The following is a 17429-nucleotide window of genomic DNA, read 5'->3' on the forward strand; positions in this document are numbered from 1 at the left end:
TGAATAATGGGGTCAGACTCGAATTAAATCCAGGTTTTTGCTATACTGTTAATTTTTAACCAGTAGGTAGAAATGCAATGGCGCGACTTCCCCGTTATTTTGTCAAAGGACAGGCTCAGCACATAATTCGCGAGGAAATAATCGAGACTTAATTTTTGTGCATAATGATGACTACCAGTTTTATTTAGAATGCTTGCAAAGCACCATGGAGAAAAATAAACTCTGGATCCATGCGTATGTATTAATGACCAATCATGTACATATACTCGCCAGTCCAGAAACTGAAACCAGTATTTCAAAGACTTTACAATCAGTTGGCCGTCGTTATGTACAATACTTTAATTTCACTTATAAGCGAACTGGGACTTTATGGGAAGGTCGTTACAAAGCAACGGTAATAGATAGTGAGCAATATTTATTAACCTGTATGCGTTATATTGAACTCAATCCAGTTCGTGCGGGTATGGTAGAACAACCTGGCGAATACCCCTGGTCGAGTTATGCCGCGAATGCAGAAGGTAATGATAATAAACTGATTAAGTCTCATGAAGTGTACAGACGAATAGGTGCTAATGAGGTAGAAAGGACATTAGCTTACCGCCAGATTTTTCGATCAGCAATTGGCAAAGCCGATCTTGATGCTTTACGAGAGGCAACCAATAAAGGCTGGGTATTAGGCAGTGATCGCTTTCGTGAAGAAATTGAGCGATTATCAGGCCGACGTTCTGTCGCAAAACCTAGAGGAAGACCAAAGAAAGTAATTGATTAATTCCAGGCATTCTTCATAAAAGCATGAAAGGAGTTTGCACTTTGGTTTTTTATTTACAATACGAAGCCTCATGTAATCCGTGTGAAGCTTCAGAATATGAGACATTCGAAGTATTAAATTTCCATCTTGCCAAGGCGTTATGCAACACAGTCTGTTATTCTGTAAGTTGGATGAGATTTTTGAGCGTAGCGAGAAAACGAAATCCGACATTTGCCAAAATTGTCCGTTTTTGAATGCTACGCAATAAAAAATCTCATCCAACCTACTCATTCAATAAAAAAGTGTAAACTGATGAATGAAAGGTGCCTAATTCCAGCCTGCTCCTTTTTTATTTGGTCTGAATAGCGAATCAGGCTGCTCCGCGCCACCAATCATAGAATAACAAAATCAATCACTTACATTTTTGTTATTCAAGAGGTCCAGATTTGAATTAGTGTTGTTGATTTTTGTTTGTTATCAATTTGTTTAAATGATTTAGTAGTTTATAAGGTTATTGATATGTCAATAATGAATAGTGAGATTTATTCAGCATTAATAGATGCTGGAGCTAGTGAAGAGAAAGCAAAAGCAGCGGCAGTGTCAGTTACTGATTACGAAAAAGATATAAATGAAGTTAAATTAGATCTAAAAGTTATTAAATGGGGAATTGGCTTGATCATTGCCGCTGAAGTATTGCCAATAATGAAAAAATTTTTTGCGTAAAGGTTAAATCCAAATCAATGGGCAGCCAGCTTGATTTTTTATTTATGCTCACATTAACGGGTGTTATCACTTTTATTGAGTTGGCTAAACGGGTTTGAAATCTTAAGCTTACCCATTTGCCGTCCATCTTGCATATCCTCACTAAACAATACCTGAGCACCTGATAGTATAAAGCATCCCAAAATGAAAAAGATTCGTATTGATGTCTTTCAATTGCTTTTAAAATTAGCCTGGGGGTAAATTGAATTATTGGGTATACATTAAAAAGCTGAATGGTTTTACTTGCATCATCAATAGAGAGAGGTTCTTTTAACTTGCTAGTTACTGTGACAAAAAACTCTTGCAATACCAGTGTGCTCAGTACGATTTCACCGGTAAAGCCTTCATCAGCTAGCAGGTTTTGAGCGATTTCTTGCTTGTCTTTTTCGTTACTATCAAATGCACAAACAAGTATATTGGTATCAATAAATATTTTAGCGTTCATATAATGCATCACGCGACCACCGCTTGTAGCAGTATAGGGGGGAGTACCCATTTATCATATTTATCTGTATTAGGGCCCGACTCTAATACGGAAACTAATGGGGTCAGACTCGAATTAAGTCCAGTTTTTTTCTATACCGTTTAGATTTAAAATATTTTATGACAGTGGGTTACAGTTAATCACGCTTAAGTTAGATTATAATTGAGCTTTTCAAACCTTTGTTTTTAAAGTGAGTATACATTAAGGGAATGATAGATATTAAGTCTTAATCACAATATTCAAGTACTTATGTATCACTGGTAAAGGCATTACTTGCTGATCCCATGGTTTCCTCTGATGTTCTCTATAATTTCAAAAAATCTTCAATCGTATAAATAGATACTCCACAATTATAAAATTTAATATCATTTGTTATCAATGCTTCACACCCATTTTCTTTGGCACATAAGCACTGAAGCGTATCTTCTAAGTCAAGGTTTTTTTCCATTGATAACTCTATAGCTTTTTTGATGACACTTTTGCCAAATGAAGATATTATCCATCTCTTTTGAATCGAATGTAAAAACTTTAAAACTAATTGTTTGTCTTCTTGTATATAAAAAATTGTACTGAGCATATCTTCACTAATAACAATATCTATATCATTTAGAATTAAATGTTCTAATAATAGATGAATTTTTTTATTATTAGGCCTTTGAGCGTCAATAATATCTAGTATTATATTTGTATCTAAAAATATTTTACTCATTATAATACTTAGCTTTTTTACTTGCTCTAATTTCTTGTGATGTCATATTTGTTGTATCTCCATTACACATCCCAACAAATTGCATAATTTCATCAAGCTCTTCTTGTTTTTGTTTAGATTTCTTGGCCTTTAAAAATTTTTTAAATTCATCAGCATATTTTGGTGATACAAATAACCCTTTATATTCATGCGTTTTTTTGTCTTCTACATCAACATAATCATAACCATCTAAAATATTAGAATTCCGCGCTAATTCTCTCATTCCAACTATTATTGTCATTTTATACCTTTTGTTGTCTTTTGCATTTAAATGGTATTTTAATGACATTGACAGCATACTTCAAGTAATAGATAGCAACAATACAAAGGTATGCAAATGGGGTCAGACTCGAATTAAAGAAGATGTTTTTCTATTTATATCAATTAAATCAATTGTTTGTCATGTCAAGATTGATTTTTTATTGATGCCTACATTAACGGGTGTTGTCACTTTTATTAAGTCGGCTAAACGGGTTTGAAATCTTAAGCTTACCAATTTGCCGTTCATCTTGCATATCCTCGCTAAACAATATTTGAGCACCTGATAGTAAAGCTGCTTCTACTATTAAAGCATCCCAAAATGAAAAAGATTCGTATTGATGTCTCTCAATTGCTTTTAAAATTAGCTTGGGGGTAATTTGAATTATTGGATATACACTAAAAAGCTGAATGGTTTTACTTGCATCATCAATAGATAGTGGTTCTTTTAACTTGCGAGTTACTGTGACAAAAAACTCTTGCAATACCTGTGTGCTCAGTGTGATTTCACCGGTAGAGCCTTCATCAGCTAGCAGGTTTTGAGCGATTTCTTGCTTGTCTTTTTCGTTACTATCAAATGCATAAACAAGTATATTGGTATCAATAAATATTTTAGCGTTCATATAATTCATCACGCGACCACCGCTTACCACCGCTTGTAGCAGTTGAGCCTTTCGCAATTTTTAATATTTCCTGAGTGACTTGCTGATATTGTTTGTTTGCACCTGTGTATTTTTCTAAGTATTCACGCAACAGAGCATTGATAGACACACCGTCTTCAAGTGCTCGCATTCTAGCTTTTTTTAGCACTTGCTCATCAATAGTTATTGTTAAATTGGTCATTATCATCTCGCGTAACTGTGTAACACGGATTCAGTGTATCATGACTTGTAGGAATAGAATAATGGGGTCAGACTCGAATTAAATCCAGGTTTTTGCTATACTGTTAATTTTTAACCAGTAGGTAGCAATGCAATGGCGCGACTTCCCCGTTATTTTGTCAAAGGACAAGCTCAGCACATAATTCAACGAGGGAATAACCGAGAATTAATTTTTGTGCATGATGATGACTACCAGTTTTATTTAGAATGCTTGCAAATCGCTATGGAGAAAAATAAACTCTTGATCCATGCGTATGTATTAATGACCAATCATGTACATATACTCGCCAGTCCAGAAACTGAAACCAGTATTTCAAAGACTTTACAATCAGTTGGCCGTCGTTATGTACAATACTTTAATTTCACTTATAAGCGAACTGGGACTTTATGGGAAGGTCGTTACAAAGCAACGGTAATAGATAGTGAGCAATATTTATTAACCTGTATGCGTTATATTGAACTCAATCCAGTTCGTGCGGGGATGGTAGAGCAACCTGGCGAATACCCCTGGTCGAGTTATGCCGCGAATGCAGAAGGTAATGATAATAAACTGATTAAGTCTCATGAAGTGTACAGACGAATAGGTGCTAATGAGGTAGAAAGGACATTAGCTTACCGCCAGATTTTTCGATCAGCAATTGGCAAGGCCGATCTTGATGCTTTACGAGAGGCAACCAATAAAGGCTGGGTATTAGGGAGTGATCGCTTTCGTGAAGAAATTGAGCGATTATCAGGCCGACGTTCTGTCGCAAAACCTAGAGGAAGACCAAAGAAAGTAAATGATTAATTCCAGGCATTCTACATAAAAGCATGAAAGGAGTTTGCACTTTGGTTTTTTATTTACAATACGAAGCCTCAGGTAATCCGTGTGAAGCTTCAGAATATGAGACATTCGAAGTATTAAATTTCCATCTTGCCAAGGCGTTATGCAACACAGTCTGTTATTCTGTAGGTTGGGTGAGATTTTTAATGCTACGCAATAAAAAATCTCATCCAACCTACGTATTCAATAAAAAAGTGTAAACTGAGGAATGAAAGGTGCCTAATTCCAGCCTGCTCCTTTTTTATTTGGCTTGAATAGGTCCAGATTTGAATTAGTGTTGTTGATTGTTTTTTTTGTTATCAATTTGTTTAAATGATTTTTATTCTATAGTAGTTCATAAGGTTATTGATATGTCAATAATGAATAGTGAGATTTATTCAGCATTAATAGATGCTGGAGCTAGTGAAGAGAAAGCAAAAGCAGCGGCAGTGTCAGTTATTGATTACGAAAAAGATATAAATGAAGTTAAATTAGATCTAAAAGTTATTAAATGGGGAATTGGCTTGATCATACTTCGCTGAAGTATTGCCAATAATGAAAAAATTTTTTGCGTAAAGGTTAAATCCAAATCAATGGGCAGCCAGCTTGATTTTTTATTTATGCCCACATTAACGGATGTTATCACTTTTATTGAGTTGGCTAAACGGGTTTGAAATCTTAAGCTTACCCATTTGCCGTCCATCTTGCATATCCTCACTAAACAATACCTGAGCACCTGATAGTAAAGCATCCCAAAATGAAAAAGATTCGTATTGATGTCTTTCAATTGCTTTTAAAATTAGCCTGGGGGTAATTTGAATTATTGGGTATACATTAAAAAGCTGAATGGTTTTACTTGCATCATCAATAGAGAGAGGTTCTTTTAACTTGCGAGTTACTGTGACAAAAAACTCTTGCAATACCTGTGTGCTCAGTGTGATTTCACCGGTAGAGCCTTCATCAGCTAGCAGGTTTTGAGCGATTTCTTGCTTGTCTTTTTCGTTACTATCAAATGCACAAACAAGTATATTGGTATCAATAAATATTTTAGCGTTCATATAATTCATCACGCGACCACGGCTTACCACCGCTTGTAGCAGTAAAGGAGGCAGTACCCATTTATCATATTTATCTGTATTAGGGCCCGACTCGAATTAATGATTCACCTCTGTTTTTTAAGTTTTGTGTATAGTTATAAACTAATGGTTATAATGACAGCAAATTGTAAATTGAAGGGGTAAAGATGAAATGGCAAGATGTGTTGTCGGATAAGACCTTACAAGACTTACCATATAAAATCGAGCTTAATGAATACGGGAAAATAGAAATGTCACCTGCATCGTTTATTCATAGTTTGTTGCAAGGAGAAGTTGCTAAACGCCTTGGGTGGCTACCTAATGGTCGTGTTTTTACTGAATTGGCAATACAGACTAGCATGGGAGTAAGGGTTCCTGATGCCTCATGGGGATCGGATGAATACGTGAAATTACATATTGGAGAGGTATTTGCATCTAGTGCCCCAGAAATATGCATAGAAATAATATCGCCATCAAATACTCAAGAGGAGATGCTGGGTAAAGTTAAACTTTTTATTAGCGCTGGAGCAAAAGAAGTATGGCTTGTAACTGAGGAAGGCTGTGTTTCATATTATGATGAAACCGGTCAAATTTTTGTTTCTTTTTATGAGATTAATTTAGATAAATTGATTTAGAAAAAGATGAGGGGTCGGCACCCATATGCAGCTGTTTGCGGCGGATACCAGGCTCTGCAGTCAATTCAGATGAAGGTTTATCTGATTCGCATATCAACCAACAGCTTCAATTTTAAACTCTCTGGTAAAGGTTTTATACGGTTTTCTTCTATTAGTCATTTGGATGCTCCTTTGCGATATTGTCGCTTATTTAAAGTATCCGTTAAACTAGGGGAACCTCAGGTCTTTATTTTTGCATCAGGTACTATATGGCTTTTTTCCATTCTTCCAGTATGTGTAAAAATATGAGTCCTATTTTCTTCATAAACAATCCAGACTTCAATGGCTCCTTTTGCTAGATAGAGATCAACTTTATTAGATATTTCTTCTTTTGAATTCGAAGGTGAAACAATCTCGACACAAATTTCAGGTGCTTTCGGGTAGGGCGTTTTATAGGCAAATGTGTCAATAAATTCAGCTGATGCCCATGCTATATCCGCAACTTTTACTCCATCAGAAGTTTGAATAGAACATTCTGCTATAACTTCACCTTTAGGTAATTTGTTCATTAAATTACCCCCAATTTTCATTTGCATGCGTCCATGCAGGTTGGAGGCAGGACTCATCAAGATATTTCCAAACTTATTTAGTTCGTAAGCGCTCAATAGTCAGCGTACTTCACGGCAACTCAGATTAATGCCAAACTATCCCCATTGTTAAATACCACGGGGAATTTTAAATGGCAGCGTTAGAAAAAATACAGGCAAAGACTTTCTGGCCTATTCACATAGAGCACTGGCAGGCATCAGGCCAATCACAGGTAGCTTATTGTCGACAGCATGATTTATGTCCGCAAAAGTTAGGCTACTGGAAACGTAAATCGACTGTAAAGCCGACTACTTCCCCTACAGGGTTTACACGTATTCGGGTTGACGGGGATCGTTCATCTGCGCCAGTCCCAGGATTATCTTTGCAATTTAATGATGGTATTCGGTTGGAAGGTATTACGCAGGATACTATGCCGTGTATTCAACCACTGCTTGAGCTGTTGCGATGACGGTTGTTATGCGTCCCTCTCTGTCTTTGACAGAAGTGTATCTGTATCGGCAGCCCATTGATTTTCGTAAGTCACATCGGGGCTTATCGGCGATTGTTGAATGTGAGTTAGGGCATAATCCTTTTGAGGGGGCTCTCTATGCCTTTACGAATAAACGGCGGAATAAGATTAAATGCCTGTTTTGGGAAGATAATGGTTTTGTCCTTTATTACAAGTCATTGGTAGAAGAAACATTTAAGTGGCCTAAGGGTGAGGAAGAGACATTAACCTTAACAGGCCAGCCGTTAAACTGGCTGCTGGATGGCTTTGATATTAGCGCGATGAAAGGTCATAAAAAACTTCAATATGAGTCTGTTTTTTAGCTGTTTTTGTGTTCATTATTGCCACTATAAATGCTATAATAAAGCCATGATTTTAGCCGATATTTCAAATATAAAACAACAAGATAAAGCCGGTTCTTTGCTGTCGGAGAGTGTTGCTTTGTTGCTTGAAAAAAAACAGGCTATTGATGAACTGACGCGTGTGATTGAAGTTAAGTCTGGGGTGATTTCCGAACAGAAAAAACGCATCCTTATTCTGGAAGAGGTACTACGCTTATCTAAAATAAAACGCTTTGGATCATCCAGTGAACAATCTCATCAATCCTCTTTGTTTGATGAAGCAGAGAATGAAGCGGATAGCGATGAGGAGCTAGACCTGGAGGCTGATGAAGCACCTGAGGACGAAAAACAAACAAGTTCTACTGGCACCAAGAAAAAGCCGGGACGCAAACCCTTCTCAGATAAGTTACCTCGCGAGCAAATTTTTATTTATTTAACCGATGAAGAAAAAGAAGGTGCTATTGATACTTTCTTTACTAAAGTGAAAGAAGAGCTGGATATTATTCCTGCTAAAGTACGTGTTCTTGAATACATGCAGGAAAAAGCGGTCTTTATCAAACAGATTGAAGGCGAAAAACAACGCCAGGTTAAAGCCGCACAAATGCCCAGACACCCTATTGCCAGAGCAATGGGAAGCATCAGTTTAATGTGCTTTGTTATTATCGCCAAGTATGCTGACGGCTTACCTTTATATCGGCAAGAAGGCATCTTGTCTCGTTATGGGGGTGACATCTCCAGAGCGACATTAGCAAACTGGATGATCGCACTGGCTAAACAACTTCAGCCCCTGATTAACCTGATGCGAGAGCATCAACACACAGGGGCAGTCATACTCGCTGATGAAACGCGGGTTCAGGTATTAAAAGAACCGGGGCGGCCAGCGACCTCAGATAAATATATGTGGGTGACGCTTGGCGGGCCACCGGGTGAAAAAAGCATCCTGTTTGAATACGATCCCTCTCGTAGTGGAGACGTCCCCATGCGCCTGCTTGACGGCTTTAGTGGCTATCTGCAAACCGATGGCTATGCGGGGTACAATGCCGTGTGCCAAAAAAACAGCATCACCCAGCTGGGGTGCTGGGATCATGCGCGTCGTTATTTTAAAGATGCCCAGAATGCACAGCCTAAACGCAAAAAGGGACAAAATAACAAACCCTCAAAAGCAGGTAAAGCGCTGAGCCTGATCAATAAACTGTATGTCATTGAGCGAGAAATTAAAGACCTGTCAGTGGATGAAAAATATCAGCAGCGCCAGGAGAAGAGCATTCCTGTATTGAACCAGCTCAAAGCCTATCTGGAAGAAAACCAGCATAAAGTACCTAAAGATAGCCTGACAGGAAAGGCAATGACTTACCTGAGTAACCAGTGGGAAAAACTCAATGTGTATTGCACCCATGGTGAACTCAATATTAGCAACATCCTGGCAGAAAATGCGATTCGCCCGTTTGTGATAGGGCGCAAAGCCTGGTTATTTTCTGATACCCCTGCGGGTGCTCGTGCCAGTGCAATACATTACAGCCTGATAGAAACAGCTAAAGCAAATGGGCTGGAGCCTTATGCATATCTTAAGCAGGTTCTCACTGCTTTACCTTATGCTGATACGGTTGATAAAGTGGAGGCTTTGTTGCCCTGGAATATTAAAAAATCAGATACGCCTGAATAGGGCAAGTACGTGCTTCGTTGAGCGCTTACTTTAGTTCAATTTTAAAGGGAAGGTTTTGTAAGAAAGGGCTTTCGATGACATCAGACCATTGCATATTTTTTCTCCATGAATACTGTAATAGTAATTTAGGCTCTTTTGAAAAATGAGTGGGTAAACTATAATAAACAGTCCCTATAAATCACCTAAATCCGTTTTTTTCATGATAACAGAATTGTTTCAACAAGCACTCCATATAAATTCACCTTGGCTGATAAAGCGTAAAAGGGGTCGGGATCCATTTAATATAATTATGATACACTTTAATTGATTTTTTCTTTATCAAAGGTTGATAATGCCTCGAAAGCCGCGCTTTTTTTTACCAAATATACCTGTTCATATTATTGTAAGAGGAAATGGGCGGCGTGTGGTGTTTGCAGAAGATGCGGATAGAAAAGCCTATCTGGGTTGGTTAAAAGAAGCTGCAGAGAAATATACGGCCGATATACATGCTTATGTGCTAATGGATAATCATGTGCACTTGCTACTAAGCAGCAAAGAACCTAGCCATATATCTAAAGTGATGCAACATATAGGTCGAAAATATGTACCTTACTTTAACCATAAATATGAAAAGTCAGGAACACTTTGGGACGGTCGGTTCAAAGGGAGTATGATTGAAAGTGAACAGTATTCGCTGTGTTGCTATAGATACATCGAGCTTAATCCTGTTAGGGCGAATATGGTTGAAAGGCCAGAAGAATGGAGATGGTCAAGTTATGCTAGTAATGGCTATGGTGAGGGATCAATTAATCAAGCCACACCCACTATATCTTGGCATACATAAAAATAAGGAAAAACGAGTATGCTACTATCGGGAAGGTTTTAGACAAGTTTTGGATGCTTCATTGATAGATGATTTACGTTCGGCAGTTCAAACAGGCACACCACGTGGGAATAATAAGTTTAAAGAAGAAGTTGAACAATTGCTGGGTGTAAAAACGGGTTATGCATAAAGAGGCCGACCTAAGAAAGATGTTTAATCGTACAAAAGAGTACTGCCCCGACACTCATTTTTAAGGAAATAACGATAGTGATGAATCAAGCAATTACAAGGAGCCAACGGGGATCTTTAAGGGGGGTAAGGTGTGGATCATTAGAGATAGCTAATAACACGATGGCCTTTAATCGTGGGCCTATCGGATTTGTATCATCCGCTATTGTAATAGCTGCTGTTGCAGGAACAGCAAGTTACCGGATGGCAAAGCAGCGTATTAAACCCGTGGAAATCAGTTTTTATGGCAATAAAGATTCCTTGATAGTTCTAGATAGTTTAAGAAAGAATGCGACAGATTCTATTAGACATGAAGCAATAAAAATTATTGTCAAAACACATAATATCAATACCGCAAGTTTGAAATCTATTTCCTATGATCCAGCGCTGAGTGACTTAGGTATTTGTTCAGTAATGCGTCAAATTAGAATAGGTGCAAGAGCTTTTAGTCAAGATATGGCTTGGTTAGCAAATGTAGTACTTCATGAGGTTATTCATGCTGATCAATTTAAATGCTATTTTGATTTGGGTGTAGTAGGTAAGCTAAAGCAAGCAAGGCGAAGTCAAATCAGACAGATTAAAGCGCTTGATGAGTTTGAGTCTTATTACGTCTGCTGGCGAGGCAAAAAAATACTAGGGCTGAATAGTAGCCAGGTCAAGGCTCTATTGCATCGCATGAGAATTGCTAATGTAGAGATTGATAATGAAAAAGTCACGTCTCTAGTTAAGAAAGGACTCTTTGAGCAAGCTAGAATGATATTGTTGGATTCAATAATTATCGATCAATAATTAAAAAATTTAGGTATATTGAGTTTGCTTTTAATATAGCATTTTTATCCATTATATGTCAGTTAATTTAAAATCCTAGGGTGAATTATCTGTGGTTTGTTATCAGGCATGAGTATGTTGATTTATTGTTAGGTGAAGAGTAGGCTTTATTGAGGATTAACGTATATGACTATTACTGTAGAAGCGAATCCGGCTAATTTAACGTGGAGTAACTTTAGGCCTTCAGCGACTAAAATCAGAGATCCAAATGATGGAACGCTTGTTGATGCGGTAACACGCTTTAACTTTAATATGCGAAGTTTACCGCCTCGTACAGTTGAGGGTAAGTTTGCAGTTGCAGACCCCAATATTCAGACATCTTGATTCAGACGAAACTAATTTGAGACCATTTCCTAATTTTTTGCGGATGAAGTCAGCTCATAAATTAAGCGCAGATCGGTTCCTGGATAATTGAGTTCCGTTTGATTGAGTTGTTCAAATAACTTTTCTATTGCTTTATTACTTGCAGGTCGGGAAGTACTATGCACACGTATCCGAAGTTGTTTTTTTACTTCATCGGGTAATATATCTGCTTCTGTCACAAACAGCGTTTGTAATAGTTGCCTTGCCATCGGAAAGTCGATTGTCGGTGAGGTTAGCAGAGCGGCCATTGCTGTTTCTGCCCGATAAGCGATCATGTTGACAGTATCTATCAGCCGCTTTTTCCCTGGCAGAAGCTGTTCGAACTTATCTTCGTCTCTCAACTCTTGCCAGGTAATGTGTTTGGGCGTTTGGCTTAGTTTTTCCTTGATGGTTTTTAGTTCATTTTCATAATGCTCTATTTCTTCGAGTAATTCTGCTCGTTTTCTTTCCCATTTCTTGTATTTCACATCTTCCGTTTCATCTTTTTTAATCACCGGATGAAGTTCCATCGCTGCAAATCGAGATAGACGGTAATTGAGTTTGGATTGTATCGAATTACGCTGTCCTTCCTGTTGGCGCCTATCAGGGTTGGCCACCTTTTGGGTATCGGATAGTGGCTCTATTCCATACTCCTGTAGAATGTCTAGCCCATAGTGGTGCTTCATATATCTAAAAAAGTTATCTTGGCACCACCGGCTAAACATTCGCCCAGAAACAGCCGTCAATTCTAGTTCATAGGCTGTGGTAATAATACTGGTTTGGTGACCAGAATCAGTCAACTTGCGCACTTCTCTCATCCACATCGCCTGTTTTTTGGTTCCAACCAGACTGCCTCGTTCGGCGAGTTTCATGATGACTTTTTCACCACTCGGTAGGGTGATCTCCTGGCCGGAAAAATTGTCCAGTGGCCAATTTTCGGTGGGAAATTTATGATAGGTCATGCAAGCGACACGATGCTTGTTCCACATCTTTCTAAAGAATGCGGGGCTATAGCCTTCTCTATCAAACACCAGGATAAAACGACAGGCTTGTTTGTTTTGCTGTAATGCTTGTGCACTCGGTTGATTCGGAATGTCTTTGAGTAATCGGGGGACGATATCTTCTTCCAGCGTTTTTAGTAAGCCCGGATCCACCGTTTTTTCAACGACAAAGAAGGGACGCCCCGTACCATCATTAACCCAGTAGTCGGTGATACCCCGTAAGCAGAGTTTTTCGCGTGAAACATGCCGTTTGGGAAGTTTAGTCAAGCGTCCATGATAGACACGGACATGACCATCTATGTAGAGTGTTCCTGCTGCCTCTGGTTCATTTTCCATCCATTGTCGACTGAGGTCGGCCGCCCAGCTTTCAACTGATTCTGGATCAGACAGTCCTTTTACTTTGGTTCTTAAACAACGCACTTCGGGAGCCCGATCCAGGCCAAGTAGTTTTCCGAATTCACCCGGTGCATGCTCGCGAAGTTGTTCGGTATTTTTGATGCGACATAGTCCCATAAAGGCGAGTAGCAATAGGATATGAAAGGTTTGATAATAACCTGTCAGTTTGCCAAGGTGGTGCTCAATATCATTTAATAAGCCATTGCTAAGTAACGCGGGCAATGCACATAACACACCGCCTTTAGGAACATCTAAACAGGATTCGAATTCGATTGAGGCTCCCTTTTCCTGCTCACCCAAAGCCGCCTGGATTCGCTCTTCTACTCGAGTGCAGGCCGTACCGAGTGACTCGGCTGCACTGGCATCAATAATATCACGGGCTGATTTGGTACTGCCATCATTGGGGTCTATTGATACGGCAGACTTTTTTTTAAACGTCCATCACTGATCGCCTTGCGAAAGGTATCTGCCCGGATGCCTAATTCTTTAGCGGCTTCGTTAGGCGTCATACCTTGATCCAGATATTCCTGAGCTTGCTGCAAAACCTCAAGCGTAAAGAGTGGTCCTCCCTTGCGAGTCGGGCGAGGTTCAAAAAACGAATCAGCCCCTTTTTCTCGTAGTTGCCTTAATGAGTGTTAGTGCCGCCCTAAACGCGCAGCTATTTGCCGCAGAATAAATTCAAAAAAAGCACTAAAGCCCGACGGTTATTTTTGAGTGTCAGTGATTAAAAGAATGGTTCATCCTTGAGCTCACCCTCTTCTCTATTTTCCGCCTCTTTTTTCTGTTTAAATGCGATCTCACGATTCATTGTGACAATATCTTCGCCATAGCTTTGCCAGATGGCTATTTTTAGGTCATCAAGCAAGGTAAATATGTCTTCGGCTTGTTCCGTTGTCCAGTGTGTGGTGATTCTTAGTGTTTTCATTGGCTTTTTCCTTTTCTATTTTCTATCTTGGCTTTACGGCGGTTACTGGCTTGTTCCTGGGCTTCTTTCATACGATAGGATTCGCCTTCAATAGCAAGCACTTCGCTGTGATGCACTAAGCGATCAATCAGTGAGACTACACAGGCTGCATTGGGGAATACCTCATTCCATTCGCTAAAGGGTCGATTGGTGGTGACGATGGTTGCGTTTTTTTCATAGCGTCGGTTGATGATTTCAAACAGTAGGTCGGCATGGCGGTTGCTGTAGCAAAGATAACCGACTTCATCAATGAGGAGTAATCTGGGTTTGGCGTAATAACTTAATCGACGCCTTAGCGCATTATCTCCATCTTGTGCAGCAAGGTCATTGAGCATGTTAGCGGCAGTGGTAAATAACACGGTATGTCCTTGCATAACTGCTTTGTAGCCAAGGTTTTGTGCAATAGTCGATTTACCCACACCATTACTGCCAAGGATGATTATGTTGCTGGCTTCGGTTAAAAAGTCGAGTTGCATTAGGCGTTGTACGGCGGGTTGGTCAATTTTACCGGGCCATTGCCAGTCAAACTCGGTTAAGGGTTTAAAACGTCCCAGTCTGGCACTACTTAGTCGTCTATCCAGTGAACGTTGTTTTCGCTCTGCCAATTCCCACGTTAACCAGAGGGATAACAGGGCTTGTTGTTCGTCTGTTATCTCCTGCCAATGGGCTATTAGGCCGTGAAGCTTAAGTTCGTCTGCGTACTGTTTGTTTGTGTTTTCTTGTTCATTCATCATGCTCCTCCTGTTTTTTCTTCTTTGTCTTCTTCACTTTCCCGGGCCTCTTCTTTCCCTAGATTGTCGTAATCGCTGAGTTTGGCGGCTTTAACCTGGTAGTGTTTTACTTTTTCAGGCACACTCAAGGCAATAGGGGGTGGCTGTTGGCGGTGCTCACGGCGCTGTTCTAGAATTTGCTGTACAGCAGCGGGATAAGCGGATTGTTGTTTGATGGCTTCACCCAGTGCAATATGTAGTTCTGTGCTACCGTAGTCATCCAGCAATTGGTTCAGTTGATTCACCGTCGATTTTAATAAATGTCCACGATCAATGGCTTGCTGTAAAAAGTCTTGGCTATGGGATGAGGCCCCTGCTAACCGGTCTTGCCCCCGATGGGCTTTGGCATTGGTTTTTGCTAGCCACAAAGCGGTAATATGCTGTTCATTTTCAATTTGCTCGCCTTTGCTAAAGCTACGTGGGTGTTCGGCTATCAGCTCATCACCGTCAATAATGCGGACTGTTTTTAAGCACGCATTCACCGTTAGATACTTTTGTACTTGCTGATGAGGAATGGAGTAATCATTTAAATCAAAACGGATATAGGGCGTTTTCTGTGCTTTGACGGGTTTGTGTTCACGCGTATTAAACGGATTATCAGGTAAGGCGATTAGACTGGGCTGTTCCTGTAAAAAAGCCTCTCTGACGGTGAGGTCGGTATTTTCAGGGCATCGTCTATCTGCACTGACACCTTGGCACCAGTTATTCGCTTGTTCATTCAGGTCATCAAGACATTGAAAATGCCTTCCTGCAAAGAAGTTATCACGGATATAACGAATGGCTCGTTCAACACGCCCTTTTTCATTCCCCCTTGCAGGGGCTGCGGCTCTGGGTTCAAAGTGATAATGACTGGCCAGGTCCAATAATGTCGGGTTAAATCGTATGGCTTGCCCTTGGCGTTCGAGTACCGCAGACTTGAGGTTGTCATAGAGCAGAGCCTTGGGTAACCCTCTCCAGGCCTCGAATGCAGCAACATGACCGCGTAGAAAATTCTCCATTTGCTGGTTGAGGTAAAACTGTAAAAATATTTGCCGTGACCAACTGAGTACCATGACAAAAGCCATTAATGGGCGATTTGCATGGCCAATTTGAATGGAACCAAAATGCCCCCAATCCACCTGGGCCTGTTCACCTGGTAGCATTTTCAATCGCAAATAGGCTTCAGGAAGCTTTCTGGGTCTAAGTTCACTGATGCGTTGACGAAATTGGCTGGGGCCGCCTGTAAAACCACGTTGCCTTGCCATTTCATAGAGTCTTGCGGCTGTCAGCGTCGGGAATTCATTGAGTGTTTCAATGATAAAGGGAAGATAAGGATCTATTATCGAGGGTCGGCGAGTTCTCTCAATCTTGGGTAGGCCTGCCTGAGCAAGCACCCGATCGACAACGGAATGATGAATACCCAGTTGTGTGGCTATGGTACCTGTGCGCCATTTTTCAACAAAATGATAGCGTAATATTTTTTCTTCAACTGATTTATCAATGGCCATGCGTTACCCTCATTTATTTATGATGATTCCCCTCTATAAAAATGCACCATTAACAGCGACAATTGCCCTGACTGACTCGATGTCGTAAAAAATCATGCCGTAAAAAATAACTGCATTCTTCGCCGCAATGATGACAACGCATAATGACTGCCTGTTTTGGGTAAACCCTTGGGCTTTTAGGGGGTGTAAATTGCCTGGACAGTACATCATGGCAAAGGGTTTGAAGGGAACCGTGATGCGTTACTTTTTGTTTTTGTCGGTGTCTAAACCGTTGTTGCCGTGCCGCATTATTTAAACGTCCCGCACGAGTTGTTTGATATTTTTTACAGGCCCGTTTTTGTGAAGCTATTCTGGCTTGTTTGCTACAACCATTGGCACAGTAGCGCTGACCATGATCACAACGATGACAGATAACCACGGGGACATGGCAGCGGAGACATTGATAAAGACGACTGGATGTTTGCATCGACATAAAGGGTCGATGAGGGCTGGATTTAATCCCAAATTATGTAATACTAAATGGGTCGTGCAACTGCACGGTTTTTTGGGGGGTATGGCGTCGCACTCGACGGCTAATCAGGAGCGGCGTCATACCTATCTCAACGACACTTCCAGTTATAGTTCTTTAATTCGAATCGTGCTCATTTATTGATTCTTTTTGTAACAAAATTGAAAGCCGCCTTAAATTCTGGAATTCAGTTTGAATACTGTTTTTTTTGATAGGAGAATTTCTGATTTTTTCAAACTGCGGCAAATAGTTGCGCTTTTGGGCTGGTGTTTACAGGGGGAGCAAAGTTTTATTAATCTAGTGATTAAATATTTCATTGTATCAATTTAGATGTGTAATGAAACTCATCAATCCTGCGAAGAATATGATGGGTTTCGAAAAAAAATGCTCACCCATCCACGAGAAATCTTAAAGGAACAAATGTTAAAATGATTATGTACAGGTACTTATATGGAAGAGCTGCAAACGTCTAGCATATTTCTCTTTATTGTAGTCATTTTTGCTTTTTTTATTGTCCGTAATTTCTATAAGAATGATAAACAATGGTCATTGCAAGCAAAAATCTGGTCTATTATTGTAGCTGTGTTTATATTGGTAGGTTTGCTGGTATAGCTAAGAAGTGTATCTTCT

At 39.8% G+C, this 17429-nt stretch carries 25 protein-coding genes and 1 pseudogene; 13 read left to right on the top strand and 13 right to left on the bottom strand.

Going from position 1 to position 17429, the window contains the following annotated elements; all coding sequences use genetic code 11:
- Nucleotides 1-157 precede the first annotated feature (157 nt).
- Together ACQY3F_RS01330 and ACQY3F_RS01335 are read left to right on the top strand one after the other, a co-directional pair.
- Nucleotides 158-769 carry a transposase gene (locus ACQY3F_RS01330; RefSeq protein ID WP_428353139.1) on the top strand — a complete coding sequence of 204 codons (612 nt, stop codon included), beginning with the start codon at nt 158-160 and terminating at the stop codon, nt 767-769.
- A 498-nt stretch (nt 770-1267) separates the two neighbouring features.
- On the top strand, nt 1268-1471 hold the full coding sequence (locus ACQY3F_RS01335; protein WP_428353140.1) for a hypothetical protein: 204 nt from the start codon (nt 1268-1270) through the stop codon (nt 1469-1471).
- Here ACQY3F_RS01335 and ACQY3F_RS01340 read toward each other — a convergent pair.
- The 5 genes from ACQY3F_RS01340 to ACQY3F_RS01360 form a co-directional block, all read right to left on the bottom strand.
- Nucleotides 1425-2006 carry a PIN domain-containing protein gene (locus ACQY3F_RS01340; RefSeq protein WP_428353141.1) on the bottom strand — a complete coding sequence of 194 codons (582 nt, stop codon included), beginning with the start codon at nt 2004-2006 and terminating at the stop codon, nt 1425-1427. The two genes, ACQY3F_RS01335 and ACQY3F_RS01340, sit on opposite strands and share 47 nt — an antisense overlap.
- Nucleotides 2007-2298: 292 nt before the next feature.
- The gene (locus tag ACQY3F_RS01345) at nt 2299-2703 is read right to left on the bottom strand and encodes a type II toxin-antitoxin system VapC family toxin (RefSeq protein ID WP_428353142.1); all 405 of its coding nucleotides are present in this window, start codon (nt 2701-2703) and stop codon (nt 2299-2301) included.
- Nucleotides 2696-3031 carry a hypothetical protein gene (locus ACQY3F_RS01350; protein ID WP_428353143.1) on the bottom strand — a complete coding sequence of 112 codons (336 nt, stop codon included), beginning with the start codon at nt 3029-3031 and terminating at the stop codon, nt 2696-2698. The genes ACQY3F_RS01345 and ACQY3F_RS01350 overlap by 8 nt, the downstream gene beginning before the upstream one ends.
- A 145-nt stretch (nt 3032-3176) precedes the next feature.
- Entirely contained in the window at nt 3177-3623 is a 447-nt protein-coding gene (locus tag ACQY3F_RS01355) for a PIN domain-containing protein (protein WP_428353144.1), read from the bottom strand.
- Nucleotides 3613-3843: a DUF6364 family protein gene (locus ACQY3F_RS01360; RefSeq protein ID WP_428353145.1), complete on the bottom strand. Its 231-nt coding sequence runs from the start codon at nt 3841-3843 to the stop codon at nt 3613-3615. The genes ACQY3F_RS01355 and ACQY3F_RS01360 overlap by 11 nt, the downstream gene beginning before the upstream one ends.
- Before the next feature lie 132 nt (nt 3844-3975).
- On the opposite strand from ACQY3F_RS01360, the gene ACQY3F_RS01365 reads away from it, so the two are divergent.
- A complete protein-coding gene (locus tag ACQY3F_RS01365) occupies nt 3976-4668 on the top strand; it encodes a transposase (RefSeq protein ID WP_428353146.1) in 693 nt (230 codons plus the stop codon).
- Nucleotides 4669-5054: 386 nt separating this feature from the next.
- On the top strand, nt 5055-5225 hold the full coding sequence (locus ACQY3F_RS01370) for a hypothetical protein (protein ID WP_428353147.1): 171 nt from the start codon (nt 5055-5057) through the stop codon (nt 5223-5225).
- Nucleotides 5226-5312: 87 nt separating this feature from the next.
- Here ACQY3F_RS01370 and ACQY3F_RS01375 read toward each other — a convergent pair whose 3' ends face one another.
- Complete coding sequence (locus ACQY3F_RS01375) at nt 5313-5750, bottom strand: PIN domain-containing protein (protein WP_428357578.1); 438 nt, start codon at nt 5748-5750, stop codon at nt 5313-5315.
- Nucleotides 5751-5926: 176 nt separating this feature from the next.
- Between ACQY3F_RS01375 and ACQY3F_RS01380 the strand changes: the two genes are divergently transcribed.
- Nucleotides 5927-6394, top strand: coding sequence for a Uma2 family endonuclease (locus tag ACQY3F_RS01380; RefSeq protein WP_428353148.1), 468 nt, complete (start codon nt 5927-5929; stop codon nt 6392-6394).
- A 218-nt stretch (nt 6395-6612) separates the two neighbouring features.
- On the opposite strand, the gene ACQY3F_RS01385 is transcribed toward ACQY3F_RS01380, so the two are convergent.
- Nucleotides 6613-6999 carry a Uma2 family endonuclease gene (locus ACQY3F_RS01385; protein WP_428353149.1) on the bottom strand — a complete coding sequence of 129 codons (387 nt, stop codon included), beginning with the start codon at nt 6997-6999 and terminating at the stop codon, nt 6613-6615.
- 113 nt (nt 7000-7112) lie between these two features.
- Here ACQY3F_RS01385 and tnpA point away from each other — a divergent pair, with 113 nt between their 5' ends.
- The 7 genes and pseudogenes from tnpA to ACQY3F_RS01420 all read left to right on the top strand — a co-directional run bounded on the left by tnpA (nt 7113) and on the right by ACQY3F_RS01420 (nt 11655).
- Complete coding sequence (tnpA, locus tag ACQY3F_RS01390) at nt 7113-7430, top strand: IS66 family insertion sequence element accessory protein TnpA (protein WP_428352923.1); 318 nt, start codon at nt 7113-7115, stop codon at nt 7428-7430.
- Nucleotides 7427-7792, top strand: a complete 366-nt coding sequence (tnpB, locus tag ACQY3F_RS01395; protein WP_428353150.1) for an IS66 family insertion sequence element accessory protein TnpB — start codon at nt 7427-7429, stop codon at nt 7790-7792. Before tnpA ends, tnpB begins: the two co-directional genes overlap by 4 nt.
- A 46-nt stretch (nt 7793-7838) precedes the next feature.
- Complete coding sequence (gene tnpC / locus ACQY3F_RS01400; RefSeq protein ID WP_428352934.1) at nt 7839-9473, top strand: IS66 family transposase; 1635 nt, start codon at nt 7839-7841, stop codon at nt 9471-9473.
- 331 nt (nt 9474-9804) lie between these two features.
- Nucleotides 9805-10110, top strand: a pseudogene (locus ACQY3F_RS01405) (transposase); the annotation flags it as partial.
- A gap of 22 nt (nt 10111-10132) precedes the next feature.
- Complete coding sequence (locus ACQY3F_RS01410; protein ID WP_428357801.1) at nt 10133-10465, top strand: hypothetical protein; 333 nt, start codon at nt 10133-10135, stop codon at nt 10463-10465.
- A gap of 77 nt (nt 10466-10542) precedes the next feature.
- A complete protein-coding gene (locus ACQY3F_RS01415; RefSeq protein WP_428353151.1) occupies nt 10543-11292 on the top strand; it encodes a hypothetical protein in 750 nt (249 codons plus the stop codon).
- 165 nt (nt 11293-11457) lie between these two features.
- Nucleotides 11458-11655: a hypothetical protein gene (locus tag ACQY3F_RS01420; protein WP_428353152.1), complete on the top strand. Its 198-nt coding sequence runs from the start codon at nt 11458-11460 to the stop codon at nt 11653-11655.
- 29 nt (nt 11656-11684) lie between these two features.
- On the opposite strand, the gene ACQY3F_RS01425 is transcribed toward ACQY3F_RS01420, so the two are convergent.
- From ACQY3F_RS01425 to ACQY3F_RS01450, 6 genes are all read right to left on the bottom strand, one after another.
- On the bottom strand, nt 11685-13481 hold the full coding sequence (locus ACQY3F_RS01425) for a putative transposase (protein WP_428357580.1): 1797 nt from the start codon (nt 13479-13481) through the stop codon (nt 11685-11687).
- Complete coding sequence (locus ACQY3F_RS01430) at nt 13478-13612, bottom strand: hypothetical protein (protein ID WP_428352967.1); 135 nt, start codon at nt 13610-13612, stop codon at nt 13478-13480. Before ACQY3F_RS01430 ends, ACQY3F_RS01425 begins: the two co-directional genes overlap by 4 nt.
- 182 nt (nt 13613-13794) lie before the next feature.
- Nucleotides 13795-13995 (bottom strand): hypothetical protein, encoded by a 201-nt coding sequence (locus ACQY3F_RS01435; RefSeq protein WP_428352966.1) that lies wholly within the window; start codon nt 13993-13995, stop codon nt 13795-13797.
- Nucleotides 13992-14768, bottom strand: coding sequence for an IS21-like element helper ATPase IstB (gene istB / locus ACQY3F_RS01440; protein WP_428352965.1), 777 nt, complete (start codon nt 14766-14768; stop codon nt 13992-13994). Before istB ends, ACQY3F_RS01435 begins: the two co-directional genes overlap by 4 nt.
- Nucleotides 14765-16291 (bottom strand): IS21 family transposase, encoded by a 1527-nt coding sequence (gene istA, locus ACQY3F_RS01445; RefSeq protein WP_428352964.1) that lies wholly within the window; start codon nt 16289-16291, stop codon nt 14765-14767. The genes istB and istA overlap by 4 nt, the downstream gene beginning before the upstream one ends.
- Before the next feature lie 49 nt (nt 16292-16340).
- Nucleotides 16341-16757 carry a hypothetical protein gene (locus tag ACQY3F_RS01450; RefSeq protein ID WP_428352963.1) on the bottom strand — a complete coding sequence of 139 codons (417 nt, stop codon included), beginning with the start codon at nt 16755-16757 and terminating at the stop codon, nt 16341-16343.
- 492 nt (nt 16758-17249) lie between these two features.
- On the opposite strand from ACQY3F_RS01450, the gene ACQY3F_RS01455 reads away from it, so the two are divergent.
- Nucleotides 17250-17411, top strand: a complete 162-nt coding sequence (locus ACQY3F_RS01455) for a hypothetical protein (RefSeq protein ID WP_428353153.1) — start codon at nt 17250-17252, stop codon at nt 17409-17411.
- Nucleotides 17412-17429 lie beyond the last annotated feature (18 nt).

This window comes from Methyloprofundus sp., from assembly GCF_965251085.1.
Taxonomy (GTDB): domain Bacteria; phylum Pseudomonadota; class Gammaproteobacteria; order Methylococcales; family Methylomonadaceae; genus Methyloprofundus.

Bases quoted from the DNA above. Each gene is read 5' to 3' on its own strand.
- ACQY3F_RS01340 (WP_428353141.1), bottom strand. From the start codon at position 2,006: ATGGGTACTCCCCCCTATACTGCTACAAGCGGTGGTCGCGTGATGCAT.
- tnpC (WP_428352934.1), top strand. From the start codon at position 7,839: ATGATTTTAGCCGATATTTCAAATATAAAACAACAAGATAAAGCCGGT.
- ACQY3F_RS01350 (WP_428353143.1), bottom strand. From the start codon at position 3,031: ATGTCATTAAAATACCATTTAAATGCAAAAGACAACAAAAGGTATAAA.
- ACQY3F_RS01370 (WP_428353147.1), top strand. From the start codon at position 5,055: ATGTCAATAATGAATAGTGAGATTTATTCAGCATTAATAGATGCTGGA.
- ACQY3F_RS01365 (WP_428353146.1), top strand. From the start codon at position 3,976: ATGGCGCGACTTCCCCGTTATTTTGTCAAAGGACAAGCTCAGCACATA.
- ACQY3F_RS01355 (WP_428353144.1), bottom strand. From the start codon at position 3,623: ATGAACGCTAAAATATTTATTGATACCAATATACTTGTTTATGCATTT.
- ACQY3F_RS01450 (WP_428352963.1), bottom strand. From the start codon at position 16,757: ATGCAAACATCCAGTCGTCTTTATCAATGTCTCCGCTGCCATGTCCCC.
- tnpB (WP_428353150.1), top strand. From the start codon at position 7,427: ATGACGGTTGTTATGCGTCCCTCTCTGTCTTTGACAGAAGTGTATCTG.
- ACQY3F_RS01380 (WP_428353148.1), top strand. From the start codon at position 5,927: ATGAAATGGCAAGATGTGTTGTCGGATAAGACCTTACAAGACTTACCA.
- tnpA (WP_428352923.1), top strand. From the start codon at position 7,113: ATGGCAGCGTTAGAAAAAATACAGGCAAAGACTTTCTGGCCTATTCAC.
- ACQY3F_RS01360 (WP_428353145.1), bottom strand. From the start codon at position 3,843: ATGACCAATTTAACAATAACTATTGATGAGCAAGTGCTAAAAAAAGCT.
- ACQY3F_RS01375 (WP_428357578.1), bottom strand. From the start codon at position 5,750: ATGAATTATATGAACGCTAAAATATTTATTGATACCAATATACTTGTT.
- istB (WP_428352965.1), bottom strand. From the start codon at position 14,768: ATGATGAATGAACAAGAAAACACAAACAAACAGTACGCAGACGAACTT.
- ACQY3F_RS01435 (WP_428352966.1), bottom strand. From the start codon at position 13,995: ATGAAAACACTAAGAATCACCACACACTGGACAACGGAACAAGCCGAA.
- ACQY3F_RS01420 (WP_428353152.1), top strand. From the start codon at position 11,458: ATGACTATTACTGTAGAAGCGAATCCGGCTAATTTAACGTGGAGTAAC.
- ACQY3F_RS01455 (WP_428353153.1), top strand. From the start codon at position 17,250: ATGGAAGAGCTGCAAACGTCTAGCATATTTCTCTTTATTGTAGTCATT.
- ACQY3F_RS01345 (WP_428353142.1), bottom strand. From the start codon at position 2,703: ATGAGTAAAATATTTTTAGATACAAATATAATACTAGATATTATTGAC.
- ACQY3F_RS01335 (WP_428353140.1), top strand. From the start codon at position 1,268: ATGTCAATAATGAATAGTGAGATTTATTCAGCATTAATAGATGCTGGA.
- ACQY3F_RS01385 (WP_428353149.1), bottom strand. From the start codon at position 6,999: ATGAGTCCTGCCTCCAACCTGCATGGACGCATGCAAATGAAAATTGGG.
- istA (WP_428352964.1), bottom strand. From the start codon at position 16,291: ATGGCCATTGATAAATCAGTTGAAGAAAAAATATTACGCTATCATTTT.